This window comes from Paracoccus sp. TRP (assembly GCF_000185925.1).
In the GTDB taxonomy this organism is placed as follows: domain Bacteria; phylum Pseudomonadota; class Alphaproteobacteria; order Rhodobacterales; family Rhodobacteraceae; genus Paracoccus; species Paracoccus kondratievae.
Genome location: NZ_AEPN01000003.1, coordinates 100,073 through 118,801, shown reverse-complemented (window position 1 = coordinate 118,801; position 18,729 = coordinate 100,073). Strand labels below are relative to the sequence as shown.

Annotated in this window: 20 protein-coding genes; 18 read left to right on the top strand and 2 right to left on the bottom strand. The window is 61.4% G+C overall.

The genetic code is table 11. From position 1 onward, the window contains the following. Positions 1 to 4 precede the first annotated feature (4 nt). From PARACOCCUSGL_RS0103035 to aroA, 15 genes are all read left to right on the top strand, one after another. Positions 5 to 778: a hypothetical protein gene (locus PARACOCCUSGL_RS0103035; RefSeq protein ID WP_010392930.1), complete on the top strand. Its 774-nt coding sequence runs from the start codon at positions 5 to 7 to the stop codon at positions 776 to 778. Positions 779 to 796: 18 nt separating this feature from the next. Beyond that, a complete protein-coding gene (nuoH, locus tag PARACOCCUSGL_RS0103030) occupies positions 797 to 1,834 on the top strand; it encodes an NADH-quinone oxidoreductase subunit NuoH (protein WP_010392929.1) in 1,038 nt (345 codons plus the stop codon). Positions 1,835 to 1,837: 3 nt separating this feature from the next. Beyond that, a complete protein-coding gene (locus PARACOCCUSGL_RS0103025) occupies positions 1,838 to 2,020 on the top strand; it encodes a hypothetical protein (RefSeq protein ID WP_010392926.1) in 183 nt (60 codons plus the stop codon). Further along, a complete protein-coding gene (gene nuoI / locus PARACOCCUSGL_RS0103020; RefSeq protein ID WP_010392924.1) occupies positions 2,020 to 2,511 on the top strand; it encodes an NADH-quinone oxidoreductase subunit NuoI in 492 nt (163 codons plus the stop codon). Before PARACOCCUSGL_RS0103025 ends, nuoI begins: the two co-directional genes overlap by 1 nt. Next, complete coding sequence (locus tag PARACOCCUSGL_RS0103015; protein ID WP_010392922.1) at positions 2,508 to 2,912, top strand: carboxymuconolactone decarboxylase family protein; 405 nt, start codon at positions 2,508 to 2,510, stop codon at positions 2,910 to 2,912. Before nuoI ends, PARACOCCUSGL_RS0103015 begins: the two co-directional genes overlap by 4 nt. Next, positions 2,909 to 3,511 carry an NADH-quinone oxidoreductase subunit J gene (locus tag PARACOCCUSGL_RS0103010; protein WP_010392920.1) on the top strand — a complete coding sequence of 201 codons (603 nt, stop codon included), beginning with the start codon at positions 2,909 to 2,911 and terminating at the stop codon, positions 3,509 to 3,511. Before PARACOCCUSGL_RS0103015 ends, PARACOCCUSGL_RS0103010 begins: the two co-directional genes overlap by 4 nt. A gap of 96 nt (positions 3,512 to 3,607) precedes the next feature. Further along, entirely contained in the window at positions 3,608 to 3,913 is a 306-nt protein-coding gene (nuoK, locus tag PARACOCCUSGL_RS0103005) for an NADH-quinone oxidoreductase subunit NuoK (protein ID WP_010392916.1), read from the top strand. 6 nt (positions 3,914 to 3,919) lie between these two features. Continuing rightward, entirely contained in the window at positions 3,920 to 6,022 is a 2,103-nt protein-coding gene (nuoL, locus tag PARACOCCUSGL_RS0103000; protein ID WP_010392900.1) for an NADH-quinone oxidoreductase subunit L, read from the top strand. Position 6,023: 1 nt separating this feature from the next. Beyond that, on the top strand, positions 6,024 to 7,565 hold the full coding sequence (locus PARACOCCUSGL_RS0102995; RefSeq protein ID WP_010392899.1) for an NADH-quinone oxidoreductase subunit M: 1,542 nt from the start codon (positions 6,024 to 6,026) through the stop codon (positions 7,563 to 7,565). A 9-nt stretch (positions 7,566 to 7,574) separates the two neighbouring features. Continuing rightward, positions 7,575 to 9,059: an NADH-quinone oxidoreductase subunit NuoN gene (nuoN, locus tag PARACOCCUSGL_RS0102990; protein ID WP_010392897.1), complete on the top strand. Its 1,485-nt coding sequence runs from the start codon at positions 7,575 to 7,577 to the stop codon at positions 9,057 to 9,059. Further along, entirely contained in the window at positions 9,052 to 9,810 is a 759-nt protein-coding gene (locus tag PARACOCCUSGL_RS0102985; RefSeq protein ID WP_010392896.1) for a biotin--[acetyl-CoA-carboxylase] ligase, read from the top strand. The genes nuoN and PARACOCCUSGL_RS0102985 overlap by 8 nt, the downstream gene beginning before the upstream one ends. Before the next feature lie 3 nt (positions 9,811 to 9,813). Then, positions 9,814 to 10,593, top strand: coding sequence for a type III pantothenate kinase (locus tag PARACOCCUSGL_RS0102980; RefSeq protein ID WP_010392895.1), 780 nt, complete (start codon positions 9,814 to 9,816; stop codon positions 10,591 to 10,593). After that, the gene (locus PARACOCCUSGL_RS0102975) at positions 10,586 to 12,262 is read left to right on the top strand and encodes a ribonuclease J (protein WP_010392894.1); all 1,677 of its coding nucleotides are present in this window, start codon (positions 10,586 to 10,588) and stop codon (positions 12,260 to 12,262) included. The genes PARACOCCUSGL_RS0102980 and PARACOCCUSGL_RS0102975 overlap by 8 nt, the downstream gene beginning before the upstream one ends. Positions 12,263 to 12,307: 45 nt before the next feature. Then, complete coding sequence (trmB, locus tag PARACOCCUSGL_RS0102970; RefSeq protein ID WP_010392893.1) at positions 12,308 to 13,009, top strand: tRNA (guanosine(46)-N7)-methyltransferase TrmB; 702 nt, start codon at positions 12,308 to 12,310, stop codon at positions 13,007 to 13,009. A gap of 72 nt (positions 13,010 to 13,081) precedes the next feature. Continuing rightward, complete coding sequence (aroA, locus tag PARACOCCUSGL_RS0102965; RefSeq protein WP_010392892.1) at positions 13,082 to 14,413, top strand: 3-phosphoshikimate 1-carboxyvinyltransferase; 1,332 nt, start codon at positions 13,082 to 13,084, stop codon at positions 14,411 to 14,413. A 232-nt stretch (positions 14,414 to 14,645) separates the two neighbouring features. Here the strand turns inward: aroA and PARACOCCUSGL_RS0102960 are convergent, their stop codons facing one another. Then, positions 14,646 to 15,311, bottom strand: a complete 666-nt coding sequence (locus PARACOCCUSGL_RS0102960) for a helix-turn-helix transcriptional regulator (RefSeq protein WP_010392889.1) — start codon at positions 15,309 to 15,311, stop codon at positions 14,646 to 14,648. A gap of 72 nt (positions 15,312 to 15,383) precedes the next feature. On the opposite strand from PARACOCCUSGL_RS0102960, the gene PARACOCCUSGL_RS0102955 reads away from it, so the two are divergent. From PARACOCCUSGL_RS0102955 to PARACOCCUSGL_RS0102945, 3 genes are read left to right on the top strand one after another with little or no spacing between them, the layout of a single operon-like run. Next, the gene (locus tag PARACOCCUSGL_RS0102955) at positions 15,384 to 15,707 is read left to right on the top strand and encodes an NIPSNAP family protein (protein WP_010392887.1); all 324 of its coding nucleotides are present in this window, start codon (positions 15,384 to 15,386) and stop codon (positions 15,705 to 15,707) included. Beyond that, a complete protein-coding gene (locus tag PARACOCCUSGL_RS0102950; RefSeq protein ID WP_010392885.1) occupies positions 15,704 to 16,066 on the top strand; it encodes an antibiotic biosynthesis monooxygenase in 363 nt (120 codons plus the stop codon). The genes PARACOCCUSGL_RS0102955 and PARACOCCUSGL_RS0102950 overlap by 4 nt, the downstream gene beginning before the upstream one ends. Further along, positions 16,059 to 16,448 carry a hypothetical protein gene (locus tag PARACOCCUSGL_RS0102945; protein ID WP_010392884.1) on the top strand — a complete coding sequence of 130 codons (390 nt, stop codon included), beginning with the start codon at positions 16,059 to 16,061 and terminating at the stop codon, positions 16,446 to 16,448. Before PARACOCCUSGL_RS0102950 ends, PARACOCCUSGL_RS0102945 begins: the two co-directional genes overlap by 8 nt. 178 nt (positions 16,449 to 16,626) lie before the next feature. On the opposite strand, the gene PARACOCCUSGL_RS0102940 is transcribed toward PARACOCCUSGL_RS0102945, so the two are convergent. Continuing rightward, positions 16,627 to 18,531 (bottom strand): propionyl-CoA synthetase, encoded by a 1,905-nt coding sequence (locus tag PARACOCCUSGL_RS0102940; protein ID WP_010392882.1) that lies wholly within the window; start codon positions 18,529 to 18,531, stop codon positions 16,627 to 16,629. Positions 18,532 to 18,729: the final 198 nt, after the last annotated feature.

Genomic DNA, 18,729 nt, shown 5'->3' with positions numbered 1-18,729 from the left:
CGCGATGCGACCCCGCCTTGCATTGCTGCTCATCGGTATCGGCGCGCTTGGCCTGCTGGCGGCCTGCAGCGAGGATAAGGGTGCCGCGCGTCCGCAGCCCAAGCCGCCCGAACTGGGCGTGGCTGTGCTGCAAAGCGATGCGGGATCGCCCAACAAAAAGGTCCTGACCCGGGGCCGGATCTCGACCAAATCGGGAGAGATCCTGATTCTCGAACCCGACGGGTCAGTGACCGAAATGGCGCTGGACAGCCCCGAGGGGCGTAACGCCTTTGCTGTGAGCGAGGCCGATCTTCTGGCGCTGAATGCAAACCTGGAGCTGGACCTGTCTGGTCTGCCGGATATGGGGCCGGTCAAGCCGCGCGAACCGACGGCGCAGGAAAAGGCACTGGCCGATTTTGCTGCGCGGACCCGTCCGCTGCGGCTGAATCTGCCTGCGACATTCGAGGCTGATCCCAAGGATTATCAGGGTGCGCAGGTCGCAACGCTTGGAAACGGGCGCAAGGGTGAAGACAGTCTGGTCGAAGTGACCGCAAACCTTCGCCCCGGGGTGGACGGCGGCACCGCCTTCGCCTATGCCACATGCGCGCTGGCCAGCTGGGCCGAGGCGAAAGGGACGCTCTATGCCCGCCACATTCGCACGCTCCGGGACAAGCGCAACGGCAAGATGGTCGTCGGCTCGGTGTTCACCCTTTCCGAGAAAAAACCGATGGGCCTGACGGTGATGACAACGAAAGAGACCTTGCAGGAATGCAAGGCACGCGGCATTCCCGCGGCGTGATGAGAGGGACGAAAGATCATGGCTGAATTCTGGGCCTCGCCCTACGGTTTCGCACTCAGCCTGCTCTTGCAGGGTCTGGCGGTCATCGCCTTTGTCATGGGTTCGCTGATCTTCATGGTCTATGGCGACCGCAAGATCTGGGCGGCTGTTCAGATGCGCCGCGGCCCGAACGTCGTTGGCCCCTGGGGTCTGTTGCAGACCTTTGCCGACGCGATGAAATATGTCTTCAAGGAAATCGTCGTCCCGGCCGGTGCCGACAAGTTCGTCTATTTCCTGGCGCCCTTTCTGTCGATGATGCTGGCGCTGTTTGCCTTTGTCGTCATCCCGTTCGATGATGGCTGGGTGATGGCGAATATCAACGTCGGCATCCTGTTCATCTTTGCCGCCTCCTCGCTTGAGGTCTATGGCGTTATCATGGGCGGCTGGGCCTCGAACTCGAAATACCCGTTCCTTGCTTCGCTGCGGTCTGCGGCACAGATGATCTCGTATGAGGTGTCGCTGGGTCTGATCATCATCGGCGTCATCATTTCGACCGGCTCGATGAACCTGACCGCCATCGTTGAGGCGCAGCGCGGGGATTACGGCCTGCTGAACTGGTACTGGCTGCCGCACCTGCCGATGGTCGTGCTGTTCTTTGTCAGTGCGCTTGCCGAATGCAACCGCCCGCCCTTCGACCTCGTCGAGGCGGAATCGGAGCTGGTCGCGGGCTTCATGACTGAATATTCGTCGACGCCCTATCTGCTGTTCATGGCCGGTGAATACATCGCCATGTATCTGATGTGTGCGCTGCTTTCGCTGTTGTTCTTTGGCGGCTGGCTGTCGCCGGTGCCCTTTATCGCCGACGGCTGGTGGTGGATGGTCATCAAGATGTGGTTCTGGTTCTATATGTTCGCCATGGTCAAGGCGATCGTGCCCCGGTACCGCTATGACCAGCTGATGCGGATCGGCTGGAAGGTGTTCCTGCCCCTGTCGCTGGGCTGGGTGGTGCTGGTGGCGATCCTGTCGCGCTATGAAGTTCTGGGCGGTTTCTGGGCCCGCTTCACGGTCGGAGGGTAGGCCATGTATGCCAACAAGCTAGCCGAGGCATTCGCCAAAGCCAGTGAGACCGACAAGGTGGAACTGGCACATTTCCTCGCCAACAATCTGGACAGTGCAGAGCAGGCGAAAAGCAGTGCCCGTGTCCGGGAATATGTCGCCGCGTTCGACCGTTTCGCGGCTCCCAGGGAAGGGGAGCAGTTCTGATGGCCTTTGATTTCGCCCGTGCCACCAAATATTTCCTCATGTGGGATTTCATCAAAGGCTTTGGCCTTGGGATGCGTTACTTTGTTTCGCCCAAGCCGACGCTGAACTATCCCCACGAAAAGGGCCCGCTGTCACCGCGTTTCCGGGGCGAGCACGCGCTGCGTCGCTACCCGAACGGTGAAGAGCGCTGCATCGCCTGCAAACTGTGCGAAGCGATCTGCCCGGCGCAGGCCATCACCATTGATGCCGAGCCGCGTGAAGATGGTTCGCGCCGCACCACGCGCTATGACATCGACATGACCAAATGCATCTACTGCGGCTTTTGCCAGGAGGCTTGCCCGGTTGATGCCATCGTCGAGGGGCCGAACTTCGAATACGCGACCGAGACCCGCGAAGAGCTGTTCTACGACAAGCAAAAGCTGCTTGCGAACGGTGAACGCTGGGAGGCCGAAATCGCCCGCAACCTGCAACTGGATGCGCCCTACAGATGACCGACGCTTTCGCCCGGCTTTTCGCGCAGATGATGGCTTCGGGCCAGGAGATGGCGCGCGCCATCAATCCTGCGCTTGAACATCTCGACATGCGCAGCCTTGAAAAGCTGGTGCCGACGATTCCTGCCGACATGCTGGAAATGTGGTTCGGCAAGACTTTCAACCGCGAGGGGCTGGACGCCAAGACGCGCCTGCTTCTCACCATAGGCGCGATCACCGTTCAGGGTGCGCTGGCCGAGCCGCAGCTGCGCATGACCATCCGTCAGGCGCTTGCGGCCGGTGCCACGAAACGCGAGATCGCCGAGACGATCTTTCAGATGAGCATGTTCGGCGGGCTGCCTGCGATGCAGAAGGCGCTTGAAGTTGCCCAGAGCGTCTATGCCGAGGAGGACGAGGAATGATGACCTTCGCTTTCTACCTGTTCGCCATCAGTGTCTGCGTTGCGGGCTTCATGGTGGTGATCGGCCGTAACCCGGTGCATTCGGTGTTGTGGCTTATCCTTGCTTTCCTTGCTTCGGCGGGCCTCTTTGTGCTGCAAGGCGCGGAATTCGTGGCCATGCTGCTGGTCGTCGTCTATGTCGGCGCGGTGGCGGTGCTGTTCCTGTTCGTGGTGATGATGCTCGATATCGACTTTGCCGCGCTCAAGGGCGAGCTGGCGCGTTATCTGCCGCTGGCACTGGTGATCGGCGTCGTGCTTTTGGCGCAGCTGGGCATTGCCTTTTCGGGCTGGGTGCCTTCGGAAAGCGCCGAGGCGCTGCGCGCTGCGCCTGTGGACCCGACGGTTCAGAACACCTATGGGCTGGGCCTCGTGATCTATGACCGCTATGTGCTGATGTTCCAGCTTGCCGGTCTGGTGCTGCTGGTCGCGATGATCGGGGCGATCGTGCTGACCATGCGTCACCGCAAGGACGTCAAGCGTCAGAACGTGCTTGAGCAGATGTGGCGCGACCCGGCCAAGACACTGGAGCTGAAGGATGTGAAGCCGGGGCAGGGCCTCTGAAGCGCCCTTAGGGCCACCTAGCCAATTCGGGCCGCCTGCGCGGCCCATACAGCGAACGGATATTCAACGGGTGAACGACCCGGAGGGACCAGGACGATGATCGGATTGACTCATTATCTTGTTGTGGGGGCGATACTTTTCGTCACCGGCATTTTCGGGATCTTTGTGAACCGAAAGAACGTCATCGTCATCCTGATGTCGATCGAGCTGATGCTTCTGGCGGTGAACATCAATTTTGTCGCATTTTCGACCCATCTGGGCGACCTGGCCGGTCAGGTCTTTACGATGTTCGTGCTGACCGTGGCCGCTGCCGAGGCTGCCATCGGTCTGGCGATCCTGGTCGTCTTCTTCCGCAACCGCGGCACCATCGCGGTGGAAGATGTTAACGTGATGAAGGGATAAGCGGTCATGGAAAAGTTTGTCCTCTTCGCGCCCCTCGTCGGGTCGCTGATCGCCGGTCTTGGCTGGCGCGCGATCGGCGAAAAGGCCGCGCAATACCTGACCACAGGGCTGCTGTTCCTTGTCTGCTTTGCCAGCTGGTACCTGTTCCTGTCGTTTGACGGGGTGGTACGCCATATCCCGGTGCTCGACTGGGTGGTGACCGGCGATTTCCACGCCGAATGGGCCATCCGCCTCGACCGGCTGACCGCGATCATGCTGATCGTGGTGACCACGGTTTCGGCGCTCGTCCATACCTACTCGCTGGGCTATATGGCCCATGACGACAACTGGACGCATGACGAGCATTACAAAGCGCGTTTCTTCGCCTATCTGTCCTTCTTTACCTTCGCCATGCTGATGCTGGTGACGGCCGACAACCTGTTGCAGATGTTCTTTGGCTGGGAGGGCGTTGGCGTCGCCTCCTACCTGCTCATCGGCTTTTACTATAAAAAGGCCAGCGCGAATGCGGCGGCGATGAAGGCTTTCATCGTCAACCGTGTCGGCGACTTTGGCTTCCTGCTTGGGATCTTTGGCATCTATTGGCTGACCGACTCGGTTCAGTTCGATGCGATCTTTGCCCGGGTGCCCGAACTTGCGCAGACCAGCCTGCATTTCCTGTGGCGTGACTGGAACGCGGCGAACCTGCTGGGCTTCCTGCTCTTTATCGGCGCAATGGGGAAATCGGCACAGCTGCTGCTGCACACCTGGCTGCCCGACGCGATGGAAGGTCCGACCCCGGTTTCGGCCCTGATTCACGCTGCGACCATGGTGACCGCCGGGGTGTTCCTTGTCTGCCGTATGTCGCCGCTTTACGAATTTGCGCCTGATGCGAAGAACTTCATCGTCATCATCGGTGCGACCACGGCTTTCTTTGCTGCGACCGTCGGTCTGGTCCAGAACGACATCAAGCGCGTCATCGCCTATTCGACCTGTTCGCAGCTGGGTTATATGTTCGTGGCAGCCGGTGTCGGCGTCTATTCGGCGGCGATGTTCCACCTGCTGACCCACGCCTTCTTCAAAGCGATGCTGTTCCTTGGCGCCGGTTCGGTGATCCACGCCATGCACCATGAACAGGATATGCGGAATTATGGCGGGCTGCGGAAAAAGATTCCGCTGACCTTCTGGGCGATGATGATCGGTACCTTTGCCATCACCGGCGTCGGGATTCCGCTGACCCATATCGGCTTTGCTGGTTTCCTGTCGAAGGACGCGATCATCGAAAGCGCCTGGGCGGGCAGCAGCTATGCCTTCTGGATGCTGGTCATCGCGGCCTGCTTCACCAGCTTCTACAGCTGGCGGCTGATCTTCCTGACCTTCTACGGCAAGCCGCGCGGCGATCATCATGCCCATGACCATGCGCATGAAAGCCCGCCTGTGATGACCATTCCGCTGGGCGTTCTGGCGATTGGTGCGATCTTTGCCGGTATGGTCTGGTATGGTCCGTTCTTTGGCGACCATCACAAGGTGACGGAGTATTTCCACATCGCCGGCTCGCATGAAACGGCCGAAGGCGTGGGTGGGGAACACGCGACCGCCGAAGCGCCGGCTGAGCCTGCTGTCGCCGATGCTGCCGAGGGTGAGGCTGCGGCCGAGACCGCTCATGCTGCGATCGAAGCTCCGGTTGGTGGTGCGATCTATATGCATCCTGACAACCACACCATGGATGAGGCGCACAATGCCCCGGCCTGGGTCAAGGTTTCGCCCTTTATCGCCATGGTGATCGGACTGTTCACGGCCTGGATGTTCTACATCGTCAATCCGTCGCTGCCTCGGCGGCTGGCGGCCCAGCAATCGGCGCTGTATCAGTTCCTGCTGAACAAGTGGTACTTCGACGAGATCTACGACTTCATCTTTGTCCGGCCGACGAAATGGCTTGGCCGACTGCTGTGGAAGGGTGGCGATGGCGCCGTAATTGACGGCACGATCAACGGCCTGGCCCTGGGTTTGATCCCGCGGCTGACCCGTGCGGCGGTCCGGGTGCAATCGGGCTATCTGTTCCACTACGCCTTCGCGATGGTTCTGGGCATCGTGGGCTTGCTGATCTGGGTGATGATGCGGGGCGCGCACTGACATGACGAACCTTCTTTCTATCATCACCTTCCTGCCGATTGTTGCCGCCATCATCATGGCGCTGTTCCTGCGGGGTCAGGACGAAGCTGCTGCGCGCAATGCCAAATGGCTGGCGTTGCTGACCACGACGGCGACCTTTGTGATCTCGCTCTTTGTGCTGTTCCGGTTTGATCCTGCGAATACGGGCTTCCAGTTCGTCGAGGATCACCCCTGGATCATGGGGCTGCGCTACAAGATGGGCGTGGACGGCATTTCGGTGCTGTTCGTGCTGCTGACCACCTTTATGATGCCGCTGACCATTCTTTCGACCTGGAACGTCGGAGATAAGGTCAAGGAATACATGATCGCCTTCCTCGTGCTTGAAGGGCTGATGATCGGCGTATTTACCGCGCTGGACCTCATCCTCTTCTACCTGTTCTTCGAGGCGGGTCTGATCCCGATGTTCCTGATCATTGGGATCTGGGGCGGCAAGGATCGCATCTACGCCAGCTTCAAGTTCTTCCTCTACACCTTCCTTGGCTCGGTGCTGATGCTGGTGGCGATGATCGCGATGTATCGCATCTCGGGCACGACCGATATCGTCGCGCTGCTGCAGTATGAATTCCCGTCCGAGAATTTCCGCCTGCTTGGCATGACCGTAATCGGCGGCACGCAAATGCTGCTGTTCCTGGCATTCTTTGCCAGCTTTGCGGTTAAGATGCCGATGTGGCCGGTTCATACTTGGCTGCCTGACGCGCACGTTCAGGCACCGACCGCCGGTTCGGTCCTGCTGGCCGCGGTGCTGCTGAAGATGGGCGGTTACGGCTTTCTGCGCTTCAGCCTGCCCATGTTCCCGGTCGCCAGTGCTGTTGCCCAGCCCTATGTGTTCTGGCTGTCCGCCATTGCCATCGTCTACACGTCGCTGGTGGCGCTGGCGCAGTCGGACATGAAGAAGGTCATCGCCTATTCCTCGGTCGCGCATATGGGTTACGTGACCCTGGGGATATTTGCCGCCAATCAGGTTGGTGTCGACGGCGCGATCTTCCAGATGCTGTCGCACGGCTTTGTCTCGGGCGCGCTGTTCCTTTGCGTCGGGGTCATCTACGACCGCATGCACACGCGTGAGATCGACGCCTACGGCGGCCTCGTGAACCGGATGCCGGCCTATGCGGCGGTGTTCATGTTCTTTACCATGGCGAACGTGGGCCTGCCCGGCACCTCGGGTTTCGTGGGTGAATTCCTGACGTTGATGGGTACTTTCCGCGTCAATACCTGGGTGGCGCTGGTCGCGACCACGGGCGTGATCTTCTCGGCCGCTTATGCGCTGTGGCTTTATCGCCGCGTGACGCTGGGCCAGCTGATCAAGGAAAGCCTGAAGTCGATCACCGACATGACCCCGCGCGAGCGTTGGATCTTTGTGCCGCTGATTGCGATGACGCTGATCCTCGGTGTTTATCCGCGGCTCGTTACCGATGTGACCGGTCCGGCCGTCTCCGCGCTTCTTCAAGACTACAACCAGAGCCAGCCAGCGGCACCCGTTGCCGCGGTTCAGGCCAGCCACTAGGGGGCAGACATGACCTCGCTCGACTTCTCGACCATTCTGCCCGAGGTGGTTCTGGCGGTTTACGCGCTTGCCGCCCTGATGGCCGGGGCCTATCTCGGCAAGGACAGGCTGGCGCGGACGCTGCTGTGGCTGACTGTCGCGGCCTTTCTGATCGTCGCGGCCATGGTTGGTCTTGGCAATCGCACCGATGGCACCGCCTTCCATGGCATGTTCATCGACGATGGCTTTTCGCGCTTTGCCAAGGTGGTGACGCTGGTTGCTGCTGCCTGCGTGCTGGCGATGAGTGCTGATTACATGCAGCGCCGTAATATGCTGCGCTTTGAGTTCCCGATCATTGTCGCTCTGGCGGTGCTGGGGATGATGTTCATGGTCTCGGCCGGTGACCTGCTGACGCTCTATATGGGGCTGGAGCTGCAATCGCTTGCGCTTTACGTCGTTGCCGCCATGCGCCGCGACTCGGTTCGCTCGTCCGAGGCGGGGCTGAAATACTTTGTTCTGGGCTCGCTTTCGTCGGGCTTGCTGCTCTATGGCACCTCGCTGATCTACGGCTTTGTCGGCACCACCGGGTTCCAGGGCATCATTGCGACCATCTCGGCCGGACATCTGTCGCTTGGCGTGCTGTTCGGGCTGGTGTTCATGCTGGTCGGTCTGGCCTTCAAGGTTTCGGCCGTGCCGTTCCACATGTGGACGCCGGATGTCTATGAGGGCTCGCCGACCCCGGTGACCGCCTTCTTTGCGACCGCACCCAAGGTCGCCGCTATGGCGCTGATCGCCCGGCTGGTCTTTGACGCCTTCGGTCATGTCATCTCGGACTGGAGCCAGATCATCGCGGCGCTGGCGGTGATGTCGATGTTCCTTGGCTCGATCGCCGGGATCGGCCAGACCAATATCAAACGGCTGATGGCCTATTCTTCGATCACCCATATGGGCTTTGCGCTGGTCGGGCTCGCGTCCGGCACCGTGATCGGGGTGCAGAGCATGCTGCTCTATATGACCATCTATTCGGTGATGAACATCGGCACTTTCGCTTTCATCCTGTCGATGGAACGTGACGGGGTTCCGGTGACCGATCTTGCCGCGCTGAACCGTTTTGCCTGGACCGACCCGGTCAAGGGGCTGGCGATGCTGGTCCTGATGTTCAGCCTTGCCGGTGTGCCGCCGACCCTTGGCTTTTTTGCCAAGCTGGGCGTGCTGACCGCAGCGGTCGACGCGGGCATGGGTTGGCTTGCCATCGCCGGTGTCATCGCCTCGGTTATCGGTGCCTTCTACTATCTGCGCATCGTCTACTACATGTATTTTGGTGCCGAGAGTGAAGGCATCACCAGCCGCATGGGCGCGGTGCAGTATCTGGCATTGATGGTGCCGGCGCTGGTGATGCTGGTCGGCGCGGTCAGCATGTTCGGTGTCGATGCCGCTGCCGGTCGTGCCGCCGAGACTCTGGTAGGTCCGGTGGCCGCTGCCGAGCAGCCGGCCGAGTCTGCGCAAGGTGAGTGATACCTGGCCCGAAGGCGTGGCCCGCCATGTGCTGGCCCGCGTCGACAGTACCAATGCCGAGGCGCTGAGGCTGGCGCCCGGCCTCTCAGGTCCAGCCTGGGTGATGGCCCGCGAGCAATTCGCGGGCCGTGGTCGTCGCGGCCGGGACTGGGTGATGCCCGCCGGGAATTTCGCCGCGACCTTGGTAACCCGGCCCAGGGGTGGGGCGCTGGTCGCGGCACAACTGTCCTTTGTTGCGGCGCTGGCGCTTTATGATGCGCTTGGTGACGCCTGCGGCCCCTCGGTGCGGCTGGCGATCAAATGGCCAAATGACGTGTTGCTGAACGGTGGCAAGGTCGCCGGCATTCTTTTGGAAAGCGCGGGATCCGGTCCCGGCATTCAGGCTGTTGCGGTCGGGATCGGCGTCAATCTGGCGGATGCTCCGGATGCGGATCTGGTCGGGCCGGGGGCAGTTCCGCCTGTTTCGGTCAAAGGTGAGACCGGCCATACCGTCGCGCCCGAGGATTTTCTGGACCTGCTCGCCCCTGCTTTCGCGCGCTGGCAGGATCAGCTTGAAACCTACGGCTTTGGGCCGATCCGCAACGCCTGGCTTGCGCGCGCCGCCCGGCTGGGTGAGCCGATCATCGCTCGTGCTGGCACCAACGAAAGTCACGGTATCTTCGAAGGCATTGACGAAAGTGGCGCGCTGATCCTGCGCGGCTCTGACGGGCGGCAGGTTATTCCCGCCGCCGATGTGTATTTCAGAGGCTAGCCCATGCTGCTTTGCATCGACACCGGCAACACGAACACGGTCTTTTCAGTCTGGGACGGCGAACAATTCGTCGGCATGTGGCGTATTTCGACCGACCACCGGCGTACCGCGGATGAATATTTCGTCTGGCTGTCCACACTGATCTCATTGCAAAAGCTTGAGCTGAACATCGACAGCTGCATCATCAGTTCAACCGCGCCGCGGGTGGTGTTCAACCTGCGCGTGCTGTGCAACCGCTATTTTGACACCCGCCCGCTGGTTGTGGGCAAGCCTGACTGCCTGTTGCCGGTGGCCCCCCGGGTTGATTTTGGCACGGTGGTCGGTCCCGACCGGCTGGTGAACACCTGGGGCGCATTCGACCGCCACGGCCCCGATCTGATCGTGGTCGATTTTGGCACTGCGACGACTTTTGATGTGGTCGACACGGATGGCGCCTATGTCGGAGGTGTCATTGCGCCGGGGGTGAACCTGTCGCTTGAGGCGCTGCATATGGGGGCGGCCAGCCTGCCTCATGTCGATGTGACTATGCCGCCCAAGGTAATTGGTACAAATACGGTGGCTTGTATCCAGTCGGGCATTTACTGGGGTTATATCGGCCTTGTGCAGGGCGTGGTGGACAAGATCCGCGAAGAGCGAGGCCGCCAGATGAAGGTCGTCGCGACCGGGGGGCTTGCGCCGCTGTTCGACCAGGGCTTTGATCTGTTCGACGCGATCGAGGACGACCTGACCATGCATGGGCTGCGCCTCATTCACGATTATAACAAGGAGATGGGCAATGGCTGAGCGCCTGATCTATCTGCCGCTGGGCGGCGCGGGCGAAATCGGCATGAACGCCTATGTCTATGGCTATGGCGAGCCGGGACGAGAGCGGCTGATCGTCGTCGATCTGGGCGTTACCTTTGGCGATATGGAATCCGCCCCGGGTATCGACCTGATCATGGCCGATGTGTCATGGCTTGAGGCGAACCGCGACCGGATCGACGCAATCTTTATCACCCACGGGCATGAGGATCACGTTGGCGCACTTGGCCTTTTGTGGCCAAAGCTGCAAAAGCCTGTGCATTGCCGCCGCTTTACCGGTGCCTTGGCGCGGCTGAAGCTGGAAGAGGTGGGCCAGCCGACCGACCAGATACATATTCACGCTCCGCGGCCTGACGTGGTGACGGCAGGTCCCTTCCGTGTGCAATTCGTGCCGGTCAGCCATTCTATTCCCGAAAGTTCGGCCCTGATCATCGACACGCCGGCAGGTCGGATCGTCCATACGGGTGACTTTAAGCTGGACGGAACGCCAGTGGTGGGTGAGCCCTTTGACCCGATGGTCTGGCACGAGATTGCCAACGAAGGGCAGGGGGTCAAGGTCCTGACCTGCGATTCGACCAACGTGTTTTCCCCCCATCCCGGCCGGTCCGAGGCGCTTTTGGCCAATCCGCTGCTGGATTTCGTCATCGCGCAGCGCCAGATGGTGGTGGCCACGACCTTTGCCAGCAACATTGCCCGGCTCAAGACGCTGGCCGAGGCAGGCGTTGCCGCGGGGCGCAAGATCTGCCTTTTGGGCCGCGCCATGCGCCGCATGATCACCGTTGCAATCGAAACCGGCGTGTTGACCAACTTCCCCCCGGTGATCGGACCGGAAGAGGCCTCGGAACTGCCGCGCGACAAGGTGATGCTGATCGTCACCGGCAGTCAGGGCGAACGGCGCGCTGCGAGTGCCCAGTTGTCGCGTGGCCGCTATCTGGGCATTGACCTGAAAGAGGGCGACAGCTTCCTTTTCAGCTCACGCACCATTCCGGGGAATGAGCGCGGCGTCATTCGCATCATGAATGCGCTGTCGGAAAAGGGCGTGGACCTGTTTGATGCCGATGACGGGGTTTACCACGTTTCGGGCCACGCCAACCGCCCCGATATCGAGGCGGTGCATGATCTGTTGAAGCCGCAGATGGTTATTCCGATGCATGGCGAACACATGCATCTGCGCGAGCATGCCAAGCTGGCCGAGGCGCGCGGCATTCCGGCGGCAGTGGCGACGAACGGTACCATGCTGGACCTGTCCGGGACCGCGCCGCGGGTGGTCGATCAGATCGACACCGGCAGGCTGTATCTGGATGGTTCGGTGCTGATCGGTGCCATGGATGGCGTGGTGCGCGACCGCATCCGCATGGCGCTGAACGGTCATGCCATGGTCTCGGTCATCGTTGATGAGGATGACACGCCCTTGCCCGACGCCTGGGTTGAACTGTCCGGTCTGCCTGAACGGGGCCGTGGCGGTGCACCGCTGGCCGAGAATATCGAGGCTGCGCTGGCCGATTTCCTTGAGCGTGCCGATGATCGGACCGTCATGGATGACGAGCGGCTGGAAGAGGGCATCCGCCGCCTTACCCGTCAGGTCTCGATGGAAGAGATCGGCAAGAAGCCCGAGGTGACGGTGGTCATCTCGCGTCTGGCTGCCGAATGATCTGAGAGCATGGGCCGGTCCCGGCCGGCCCACCCGAGAAAGAGCATGAGCGAATTCGACCCGAAACCTCCGCGCCGTAACTTTTACGGCCGCCGTCATGGCAAAACTCTGCGCCAGAGCCAAAAGGGCTATCTGTCCGAGGATCTGGGCAACCTGCGCCCGCGCGGCATTACCCTTGATGAAAACCCCGAACGCAAGCCGATCGATCTGGCCCAGATCTTTGGCGATGACCGTCCGGTCTGGCTGGAGGTCGGCTTTGGCGGGGGCGAACATATGGTTCACATGGCCGCCCGCTATCCCCAGATCGGGATCATTGGCTGTGAGCCCTTTATCAACGGCGTCGCGATGCTGCTGGGCAAGATCCGCGCGGCGGGGGTGTCGAATGTCAGCGTCCATCCGGGCGATGCCCGCGATCTGATGGATGTCCTGCCCGAAGGCTCGATCAGCAAGGCGTTCCTGAACTATCCCGACCCTTGGCCCAAGGCGCGCCACCACCGCCGCCGTTTCGTCACGCCCGAACATCTGATCCCACTTTACCGGGTGATGAAGCCGGGGGCCGAATTCCGCGTAGCGACCGACATTCCTGATTATGTCCGCCAGACGCTGGAAGAAGTTCCGCAGGCCGGTTTCGAGCTGATCTCGGAAGGGAAAGACGCCTGGGACGACTGGCTGTCCACGCGCTATGAGCAAAAGGCCCTGCGCGAAGGACGGGTGCCGCATTACGTCACCTTTCGCCGCAGGGGCTGAAAGCTTCGGGGCCGATTGCATAGGCCAGCCGTGACCGCTATCACCTTGCGCGACACGTACAAGGGGGCCTTCATGTCACATTCCGCCGAACCGCTTCCGATGATTGCCCGCCGCTCGGGCCCCCTGAAGGGTGAGGCCAAGGTGCCGGGCGACAAGTCGATCAGCCACCGCGCGCTGATCCTTGGTGCCCTGGCTGTGGGAGAGACCCATATCACCGGCCTTCTGGAAGGTCAGGACGTTCTGGACACAGCCAAAGCCATGCAGGCCTTTGGCGCGCGTGTCGAACGTCTGGGAGAGGGTGAGTGGTTGGTGAACGGCGTCGGCGTCGGCGGCTTTTCCGAGCCTGAGGGCGTGATTGACTGCGGCAACTCGGGTACCGGTGTCCGGCTGATCATGGGTGCGATGGCGACGACCCCGGTCACCGCGACCTTCACCGGCGACGCCAGCCTGTCGCGGCGCCCGATGGGGCGCGTGACTGACCCGCTGGAGCTGTTTGGCTGCGAGGTAACAGCGCGCGAGGGCAAGCGGCTGCCTGTCACGATCAAGGGCGCGGCGGATCCGGTGCCCGTGCGTTACAAGACGCCGGTTGCCTCGGCCCAGATCAAATCGGCGGTGCTGCTTGCTGCGCTGAATGCCCCGGGTGAAACCGTGGTGATCGAATCCGAGCCGACCCGCGACCATACCGAGCGTATGCTTGCGGGCTTTGGCGCCACGATCTCGACCGAGGTGACGGATGAAGGGCAGGTTATCACCCTGCGAGGCCGGCCCGAACTGCGGCCGCAGCCGGTTGTTGTTCCGCGCGACCCTTCAAGTGCGGCTTTCCCGGTGGCTGCGGCGCTGATCGTTCCGGGCTCCGAGATTCGTGTGCCCGGCGTCAGCCGCAACCCGACGCGGGATGGGCTGTATGTCACCCTGCTTGAAATGGGGGCTGACATCCGCTTTGAAAATCCGCGTGAAGAGGGGGGCGAGCCGGTGGCCGATCTGGTCGTCCGCCACGGCCCGCTTAAGGGTGTGACCGTTCCGCCCGAACGCGCGGCAAGCATGATCGACGAATTCCCGATCCTGTCCGTGATCGCCTGTTTCGCCGAAGGCACGACCGTCATGCAGGGGGTCCATGAGCTGCGCGTCAAGGAAAGCGACAGGATCGAGGCCATGGCCGTCGGCCTTGTCGCCAATGGTGCCGAGGTCGGGGCGACGGATGATACCATGACCGTGCATGGCAAGGGCGGACTTAAGGGCGGCGCGATTTGCGCGACCCATCTAGATCACCGCATCGCCATGTCCTTCCTTGTCGCGGGGCTTGCCTCGGAACAGCCGATCAGCGTCGATGACGGCAGTCCGATTGCGACTTCGTTCCCTGACTTCCTGCCCTTGATGAAGGGGCTGGGCGCGCAGATCGGCTAAACCTGCCGCGCGGGGGCTGCCGTGTCTGTCAGGCGCGGCTGTCCCGACCATTGGCAGGCTGACATCGTGTCATCACTGAGCAGCAGTTATGCGGACGATTTCGCGCATATATGCACGAGACTGGTGGGGGGTGAAAAATCCTCAGCCTTGTGCATCTGCCGGCCACTGTATTTGCTGGAGAATAAAGTTACTGACATACGGAAATGTCAGCTATGCGAAACAAAGCCGCAGGTCAGCGCAGCCAGCCATGCAAGATCCGCTCACCTTCCGAAGTGAAATTGATGATGCGCGACGCAGGCACCCGACGCGCCCATGATCTGGCTATCAGATGATCTAGTATGGCCTTCCCCAGATGCCCGGCCAGATGCGGTCGCCGCTCGCTCCAGTCGAGGCAGGCACGGCACAGCGGCCGATTGCCTGGCGGAAGGCTATCAATATCCAGATCAATTTCGGCCAGTTTTTCCCTGCCGTAGCGGGTCACGGTCAGATCATTCGCCAACCACTCATCCGCCAGCATTTGCTTATAAAGCCGGACGCCCACCTCTCCAGCCAGATGATCGTAGCAGATGCGGGCCTTGCGCAGCGCCGGATCGCGCGGGCCGGTGCGCAACGAAGGCGCAGCATCGCTGGAAAACACCATCAGTGCTTCAAGCAGGCTGGCAACATTTGGGCCCGCCAGACGGAAGTAGCGGTGCCGGCCCTGCGCTTCGACCATCAGCACCTCGCCATCCACCAGTTTGGCAAGGTGAGAACTGGCGGTTTGTTTGGTGATCCCGCCAAGGCCGGCCAATTCGGTCGCGGTCAGGGCGCGCCCATCCATCAGCGCAATCAGCATCGTACTGCGGGCAGGATCGGCGACAAGGGCGGCGATGCGGGCGATATCGGGGCCTTCTCTCATGGTTCGATCCTAACCGAACCATCTGCTGCCGCCAATCGGGTAGGTCTGGGGTCAGCAAGAAAGGCCAGACCCATGATAACCTGCGTCATCACCTATGACATCGATCCGAACCGGCGTGAGCTGTTCGACCAATACGCCCGCAACTGGGGCGAATGCAGCCCGCGCTGCGGTGCTGATCTGATCGGCTATTTCGCCCCGCATGAGGGTTCGGCCTCGACCGCCTATGGCATTTATTCGCTGCCATCCCTTGCCGAATATGAAGCCTATCGGTCGCGGTTGGCGGCAGATCCACTGGGTCGGGAGAACTACGAATTCGCCAAACGTGAGGGCTTTATTCGCAGCGAGAACCGCCTTTTCGTCAAACTCGCTTCAGCTCCACATGGGGGTCGCACATGATTGCCGTCATTTTCGAAGCCTGGGTTCCCGGTGCGGCCCGGGCCGAATATCTTGATCTGGCGACCGGGCTGCGCCCGCTGCTGGCGGATCTGGATGGCTTTATCTCCATCGAGCGGTTCCAGAGCCTGACCAATCCCGGCAAGGTCCTGTCGCTGTCCTTCTGGCGCGACGAAGCTGCGGTCGCGGCCTGGCGTAACCTGCCGGAGCACCGGCGCGTGCAGATTGCAGGCCGCGATCATGTCTTTGCCGATTACCATCTGCGTATCGCCGCAGTGACGCGGGACTACAGCATGACAGCCCGCGCCGAGGCTCCGGCCGACAGCCGCGCGATCCACAAGGAGACCTCCGATCATGTTTGACCTTGAGTGCCATCTGGAAAACCGTCCCGGTGCGCTGGCAGAGCTTGGCGAGGCGATGGGGCGCGCCGGAGTTTCTTTCGAGGGTGGTGGGGTATTCAGCCATGGCGGGACGTCCATCGCACACTTCCTGTTTCGCGATGGCGAGGCTGCAGCCAGTGCCGCGAAAGACGCCGGGATCGCGGTCGCCATGCTCCGAAAGCCGATCATCCGTAAGCTGAAACAGGGCACTCCCGGCCAGTTGGGCGCGATCTCGCGCGCATTGGCCGAGGCAGGCGTGAATATACTGGTTCGGTATTCCGACCATCATAATCAGCTTGTTCTGGTCTGTGACAGCGAAGAACTGGCGGGAAATGCGACCACCGGATGGCCCGCCGATGAATGACTGCTAAGGGCTCTTCGTACGGATGGCCTGACCTCGCAGCAGGGCAGGATCTGACAGAAAATCGAAAGCATCCGACAGACGACAGAGCCGCTGCTGTGGCAGCGGCTCTTTGATCACTGGCTGTGTCATGTGGGACGGGCCGCAACAAGGATGCGGCCCGATAGGCCTGCAAAGCGCATTAGTCGGCTTTGGCGGCCTCGGGGTAGCCGATCTGTCCCAGCGCCTTGCGGATTTCGTCCAGAACGGAGGGATCGTCGATGGTGGCCGGGGTCTTGAACTCTTCTCCATCGGCGATCTTGGCCATGGTGGCGCGCAGGATCTTGCCCGAGCGGGTCTTGGGCAGTCGATCCACGACGCAGGCCGATTTGAACGCCGCCACAGGACCGATCCGGTCGCGTACCAACTGGACCACTTCGCGCACCACCTGGTCATGCGAGGTCGTTATCCCGGCCTTGAGGCAGAGGAATCCGACCGGAGACTGGCCCTTGAGGCTGTCCGCGACCCCGATTACCGCACATTCCGCAACGGCGGAGTGGCTGGCCAGAACCTCTTCCATTGCGCCGGTGGACAGGCGGTGGCCGGCGACGTTGATCACGTCATCGGTGCGGGCCATGATGTAAAGATAGCCGTCCTCATCTATATAGCCCGCGTCCCCAGTTTCATAATAGCCGGGAAAGTGGTCGAGGTAGGATTTGCGGAACCGCTCTTCGGCGTTCCACAGCGTCGGCAGCGTGCCGGGAGGCAGGGGCAGCTTGATCGCAATGGCTCCAAGCGTGCCTGCGGGTACCGGGTGGCCTGCCTCATCCAGCACCTGCACGTCATAACCGGGCATCGGCACCGAAGGGCTGCCCGGTTTGATCGGCAAGGTCTCGATCCCCATCGGGTTCGCGGCGATGGCCCAGCCGGTTTCGGTCTGCCACCAGTGGTCGATCACCGGTACGCCCAGATGCTCCTGCGCCCATTGCACCGTATCGGGATCGGCGCGTTCACCGGCAAGGAACAACGCCTGCAGATCGTGCAGCTTATAGCGACGGATCCAGTCGCCGTTCGGGTCCTCGCGGCGGATGGCGCGCAGCGCGGTCGGCGCGGTGAAAAAGCTTTTAATGCGAAGGTTCTGGATGGTGCGCCAGAAGACGCCGGGATGCGGGGTGCCGACCGGCTTGCCCTCGAATACGACGGTGGTGGCACCCGCGATCAGCGGGCCGTAGCAGATATAACTGTGGCCAACTACCCAGCCGACATCCGAGGCGGCCCAGAAACGGTCTCCGGCCTCGATGTTATAGATATTTGTCATCGACCATTGCAGCGCGACCAGATGGCCGGCGGTGTGGCGCACGACGCCCTTGGGCTGGCCAGTCGTGCCCGAGGTGTAAAGGATATAGGCGGGGGGGGTACCCTCGACCGGGACACAGTCGGCGGGTTTCACGCCATATTGAAAGCCGTGCCAGGAAAAGTCGCGGCCTTCGACCAGCTTGGCAACCTCTTGTTCGCGCTGGAAGATCACGCAGAACTCGGGCTTGTGGCTGGACATGTCGATGGCGGCGTCAAGCAGTGGCTTGTAGTGAACGACCCGGTTTGGTTCGAGCCCGCAAGAGGCCGCGATGATCGCCTTGGGCTGACAATCGTCGATGCGTACCGCCAATTCATTGGCCGCAAAGCCGCCAAAGACCACCGAGTGGACGGCACCCAAGCGGGTGCAGGCCAGCATCGCCTCGATCGCTTCGGGGATCATCGGCATATAGATGATGACGCGATCGCCCTTTTCGACGCCACGCATACGCAGCGCGCCGGCCAGTGAGGCAACGCGGTCGCGTAACTGACGGTAGGTGATCCCCTTGGTGGTCAGGGTGATCGGGCTTTCATGCCAGATGGCGATCTGGTCGCCGCGCCCCGCCAGGACATGGCGGTCCACCGCATTCCAGCAGGTGTTCACCAGCCCGTCCGAGAACCATTCGTAGATCGGGGCCTTGTCGTCAAAAAGCGCCTTTGAGGGTTTTTGCTTCCAGTCGATGGCCTCGGCGGCCTGCATCCAGAACCCCTCAGGATCGGCCTGCCACGCGGAATATATCTCGCGGTATCCCATGAAAACAACTCTCCTCCCCGAATGGATGGGTGGAGTTACGCGTGAGGTGGGGAGGGGCGCAAGGATGTTAACGCCCACAGCCCGCTATGCGACAGAAACTTGTGCGGTCTGTCGCCAAAGCGGGGAAAATAATTTTGCAAAGAAAAAATGAGTTTGCAGTGTGATGCAAACTCTGCCGCCTTTTGCAAAATGAAGCAG

Excerpts from the sequence above, each read along its gene's own strand:
- trmB (WP_010392893.1), top strand. The coding sequence starts at position 12,308 with ATGAGCGAATTCGACCCGAAACCTCCGCGCCGTAACTTTTACGGCCGC.
- aroA (WP_010392892.1), top strand. The coding sequence starts at position 13,082 with ATGTCACATTCCGCCGAACCGCTTCCGATGATTGCCCGCCGCTCGGGC.
- nuoK (WP_010392916.1), top strand. The coding sequence starts at position 3,608 with ATGATCGGATTGACTCATTATCTTGTTGTGGGGGCGATACTTTTCGTC.
- PARACOCCUSGL_RS0102995 (WP_010392899.1), top strand. The coding sequence starts at position 6,024 with ATGACGAACCTTCTTTCTATCATCACCTTCCTGCCGATTGTTGCCGCC.
- PARACOCCUSGL_RS0102945 (WP_010392884.1), top strand. The coding sequence starts at position 16,059 with ATGTTTGACCTTGAGTGCCATCTGGAAAACCGTCCCGGTGCGCTGGCA.
- PARACOCCUSGL_RS0102975 (WP_010392894.1), top strand. The coding sequence starts at position 10,586 with ATGGCTGAGCGCCTGATCTATCTGCCGCTGGGCGGCGCGGGCGAAATC.
- PARACOCCUSGL_RS0103025 (WP_010392926.1), top strand. The coding sequence starts at position 1,838 with ATGTATGCCAACAAGCTAGCCGAGGCATTCGCCAAAGCCAGTGAGACC.
- nuoH (WP_010392929.1), top strand. The coding sequence starts at position 797 with ATGGCTGAATTCTGGGCCTCGCCCTACGGTTTCGCACTCAGCCTGCTC.
- PARACOCCUSGL_RS0103035 (WP_010392930.1), top strand. The coding sequence starts at position 5 with ATGCGACCCCGCCTTGCATTGCTGCTCATCGGTATCGGCGCGCTTGGC.
- nuoN (WP_010392897.1), top strand. The coding sequence starts at position 7,575 with ATGACCTCGCTCGACTTCTCGACCATTCTGCCCGAGGTGGTTCTGGCG.
- nuoL (WP_010392900.1), top strand. The coding sequence starts at position 3,920 with ATGGAAAAGTTTGTCCTCTTCGCGCCCCTCGTCGGGTCGCTGATCGCC.
- PARACOCCUSGL_RS0103010 (WP_010392920.1), top strand. The coding sequence starts at position 2,909 with ATGATGACCTTCGCTTTCTACCTGTTCGCCATCAGTGTCTGCGTTGCG.
- nuoI (WP_010392924.1), top strand. The coding sequence starts at position 2,020 with ATGGCCTTTGATTTCGCCCGTGCCACCAAATATTTCCTCATGTGGGAT.
- PARACOCCUSGL_RS0102960 (WP_010392889.1), bottom strand. The coding sequence starts at position 15,311 with ATGAGAGAAGGCCCCGATATCGCCCGCATCGCCGCCCTTGTCGCCGAT.
- PARACOCCUSGL_RS0102955 (WP_010392887.1), top strand. The coding sequence starts at position 15,384 with ATGATAACCTGCGTCATCACCTATGACATCGATCCGAACCGGCGTGAG.
- PARACOCCUSGL_RS0102950 (WP_010392885.1), top strand. The coding sequence starts at position 15,704 with ATGATTGCCGTCATTTTCGAAGCCTGGGTTCCCGGTGCGGCCCGGGCC.
- PARACOCCUSGL_RS0102980 (WP_010392895.1), top strand. The coding sequence starts at position 9,814 with ATGCTGCTTTGCATCGACACCGGCAACACGAACACGGTCTTTTCAGTC.
- PARACOCCUSGL_RS0103015 (WP_010392922.1), top strand. The coding sequence starts at position 2,508 with ATGACCGACGCTTTCGCCCGGCTTTTCGCGCAGATGATGGCTTCGGGC.
- PARACOCCUSGL_RS0102940 (WP_010392882.1), bottom strand. The coding sequence starts at position 18,531 with ATGGGATACCGCGAGATATATTCCGCGTGGCAGGCCGATCCTGAGGGG.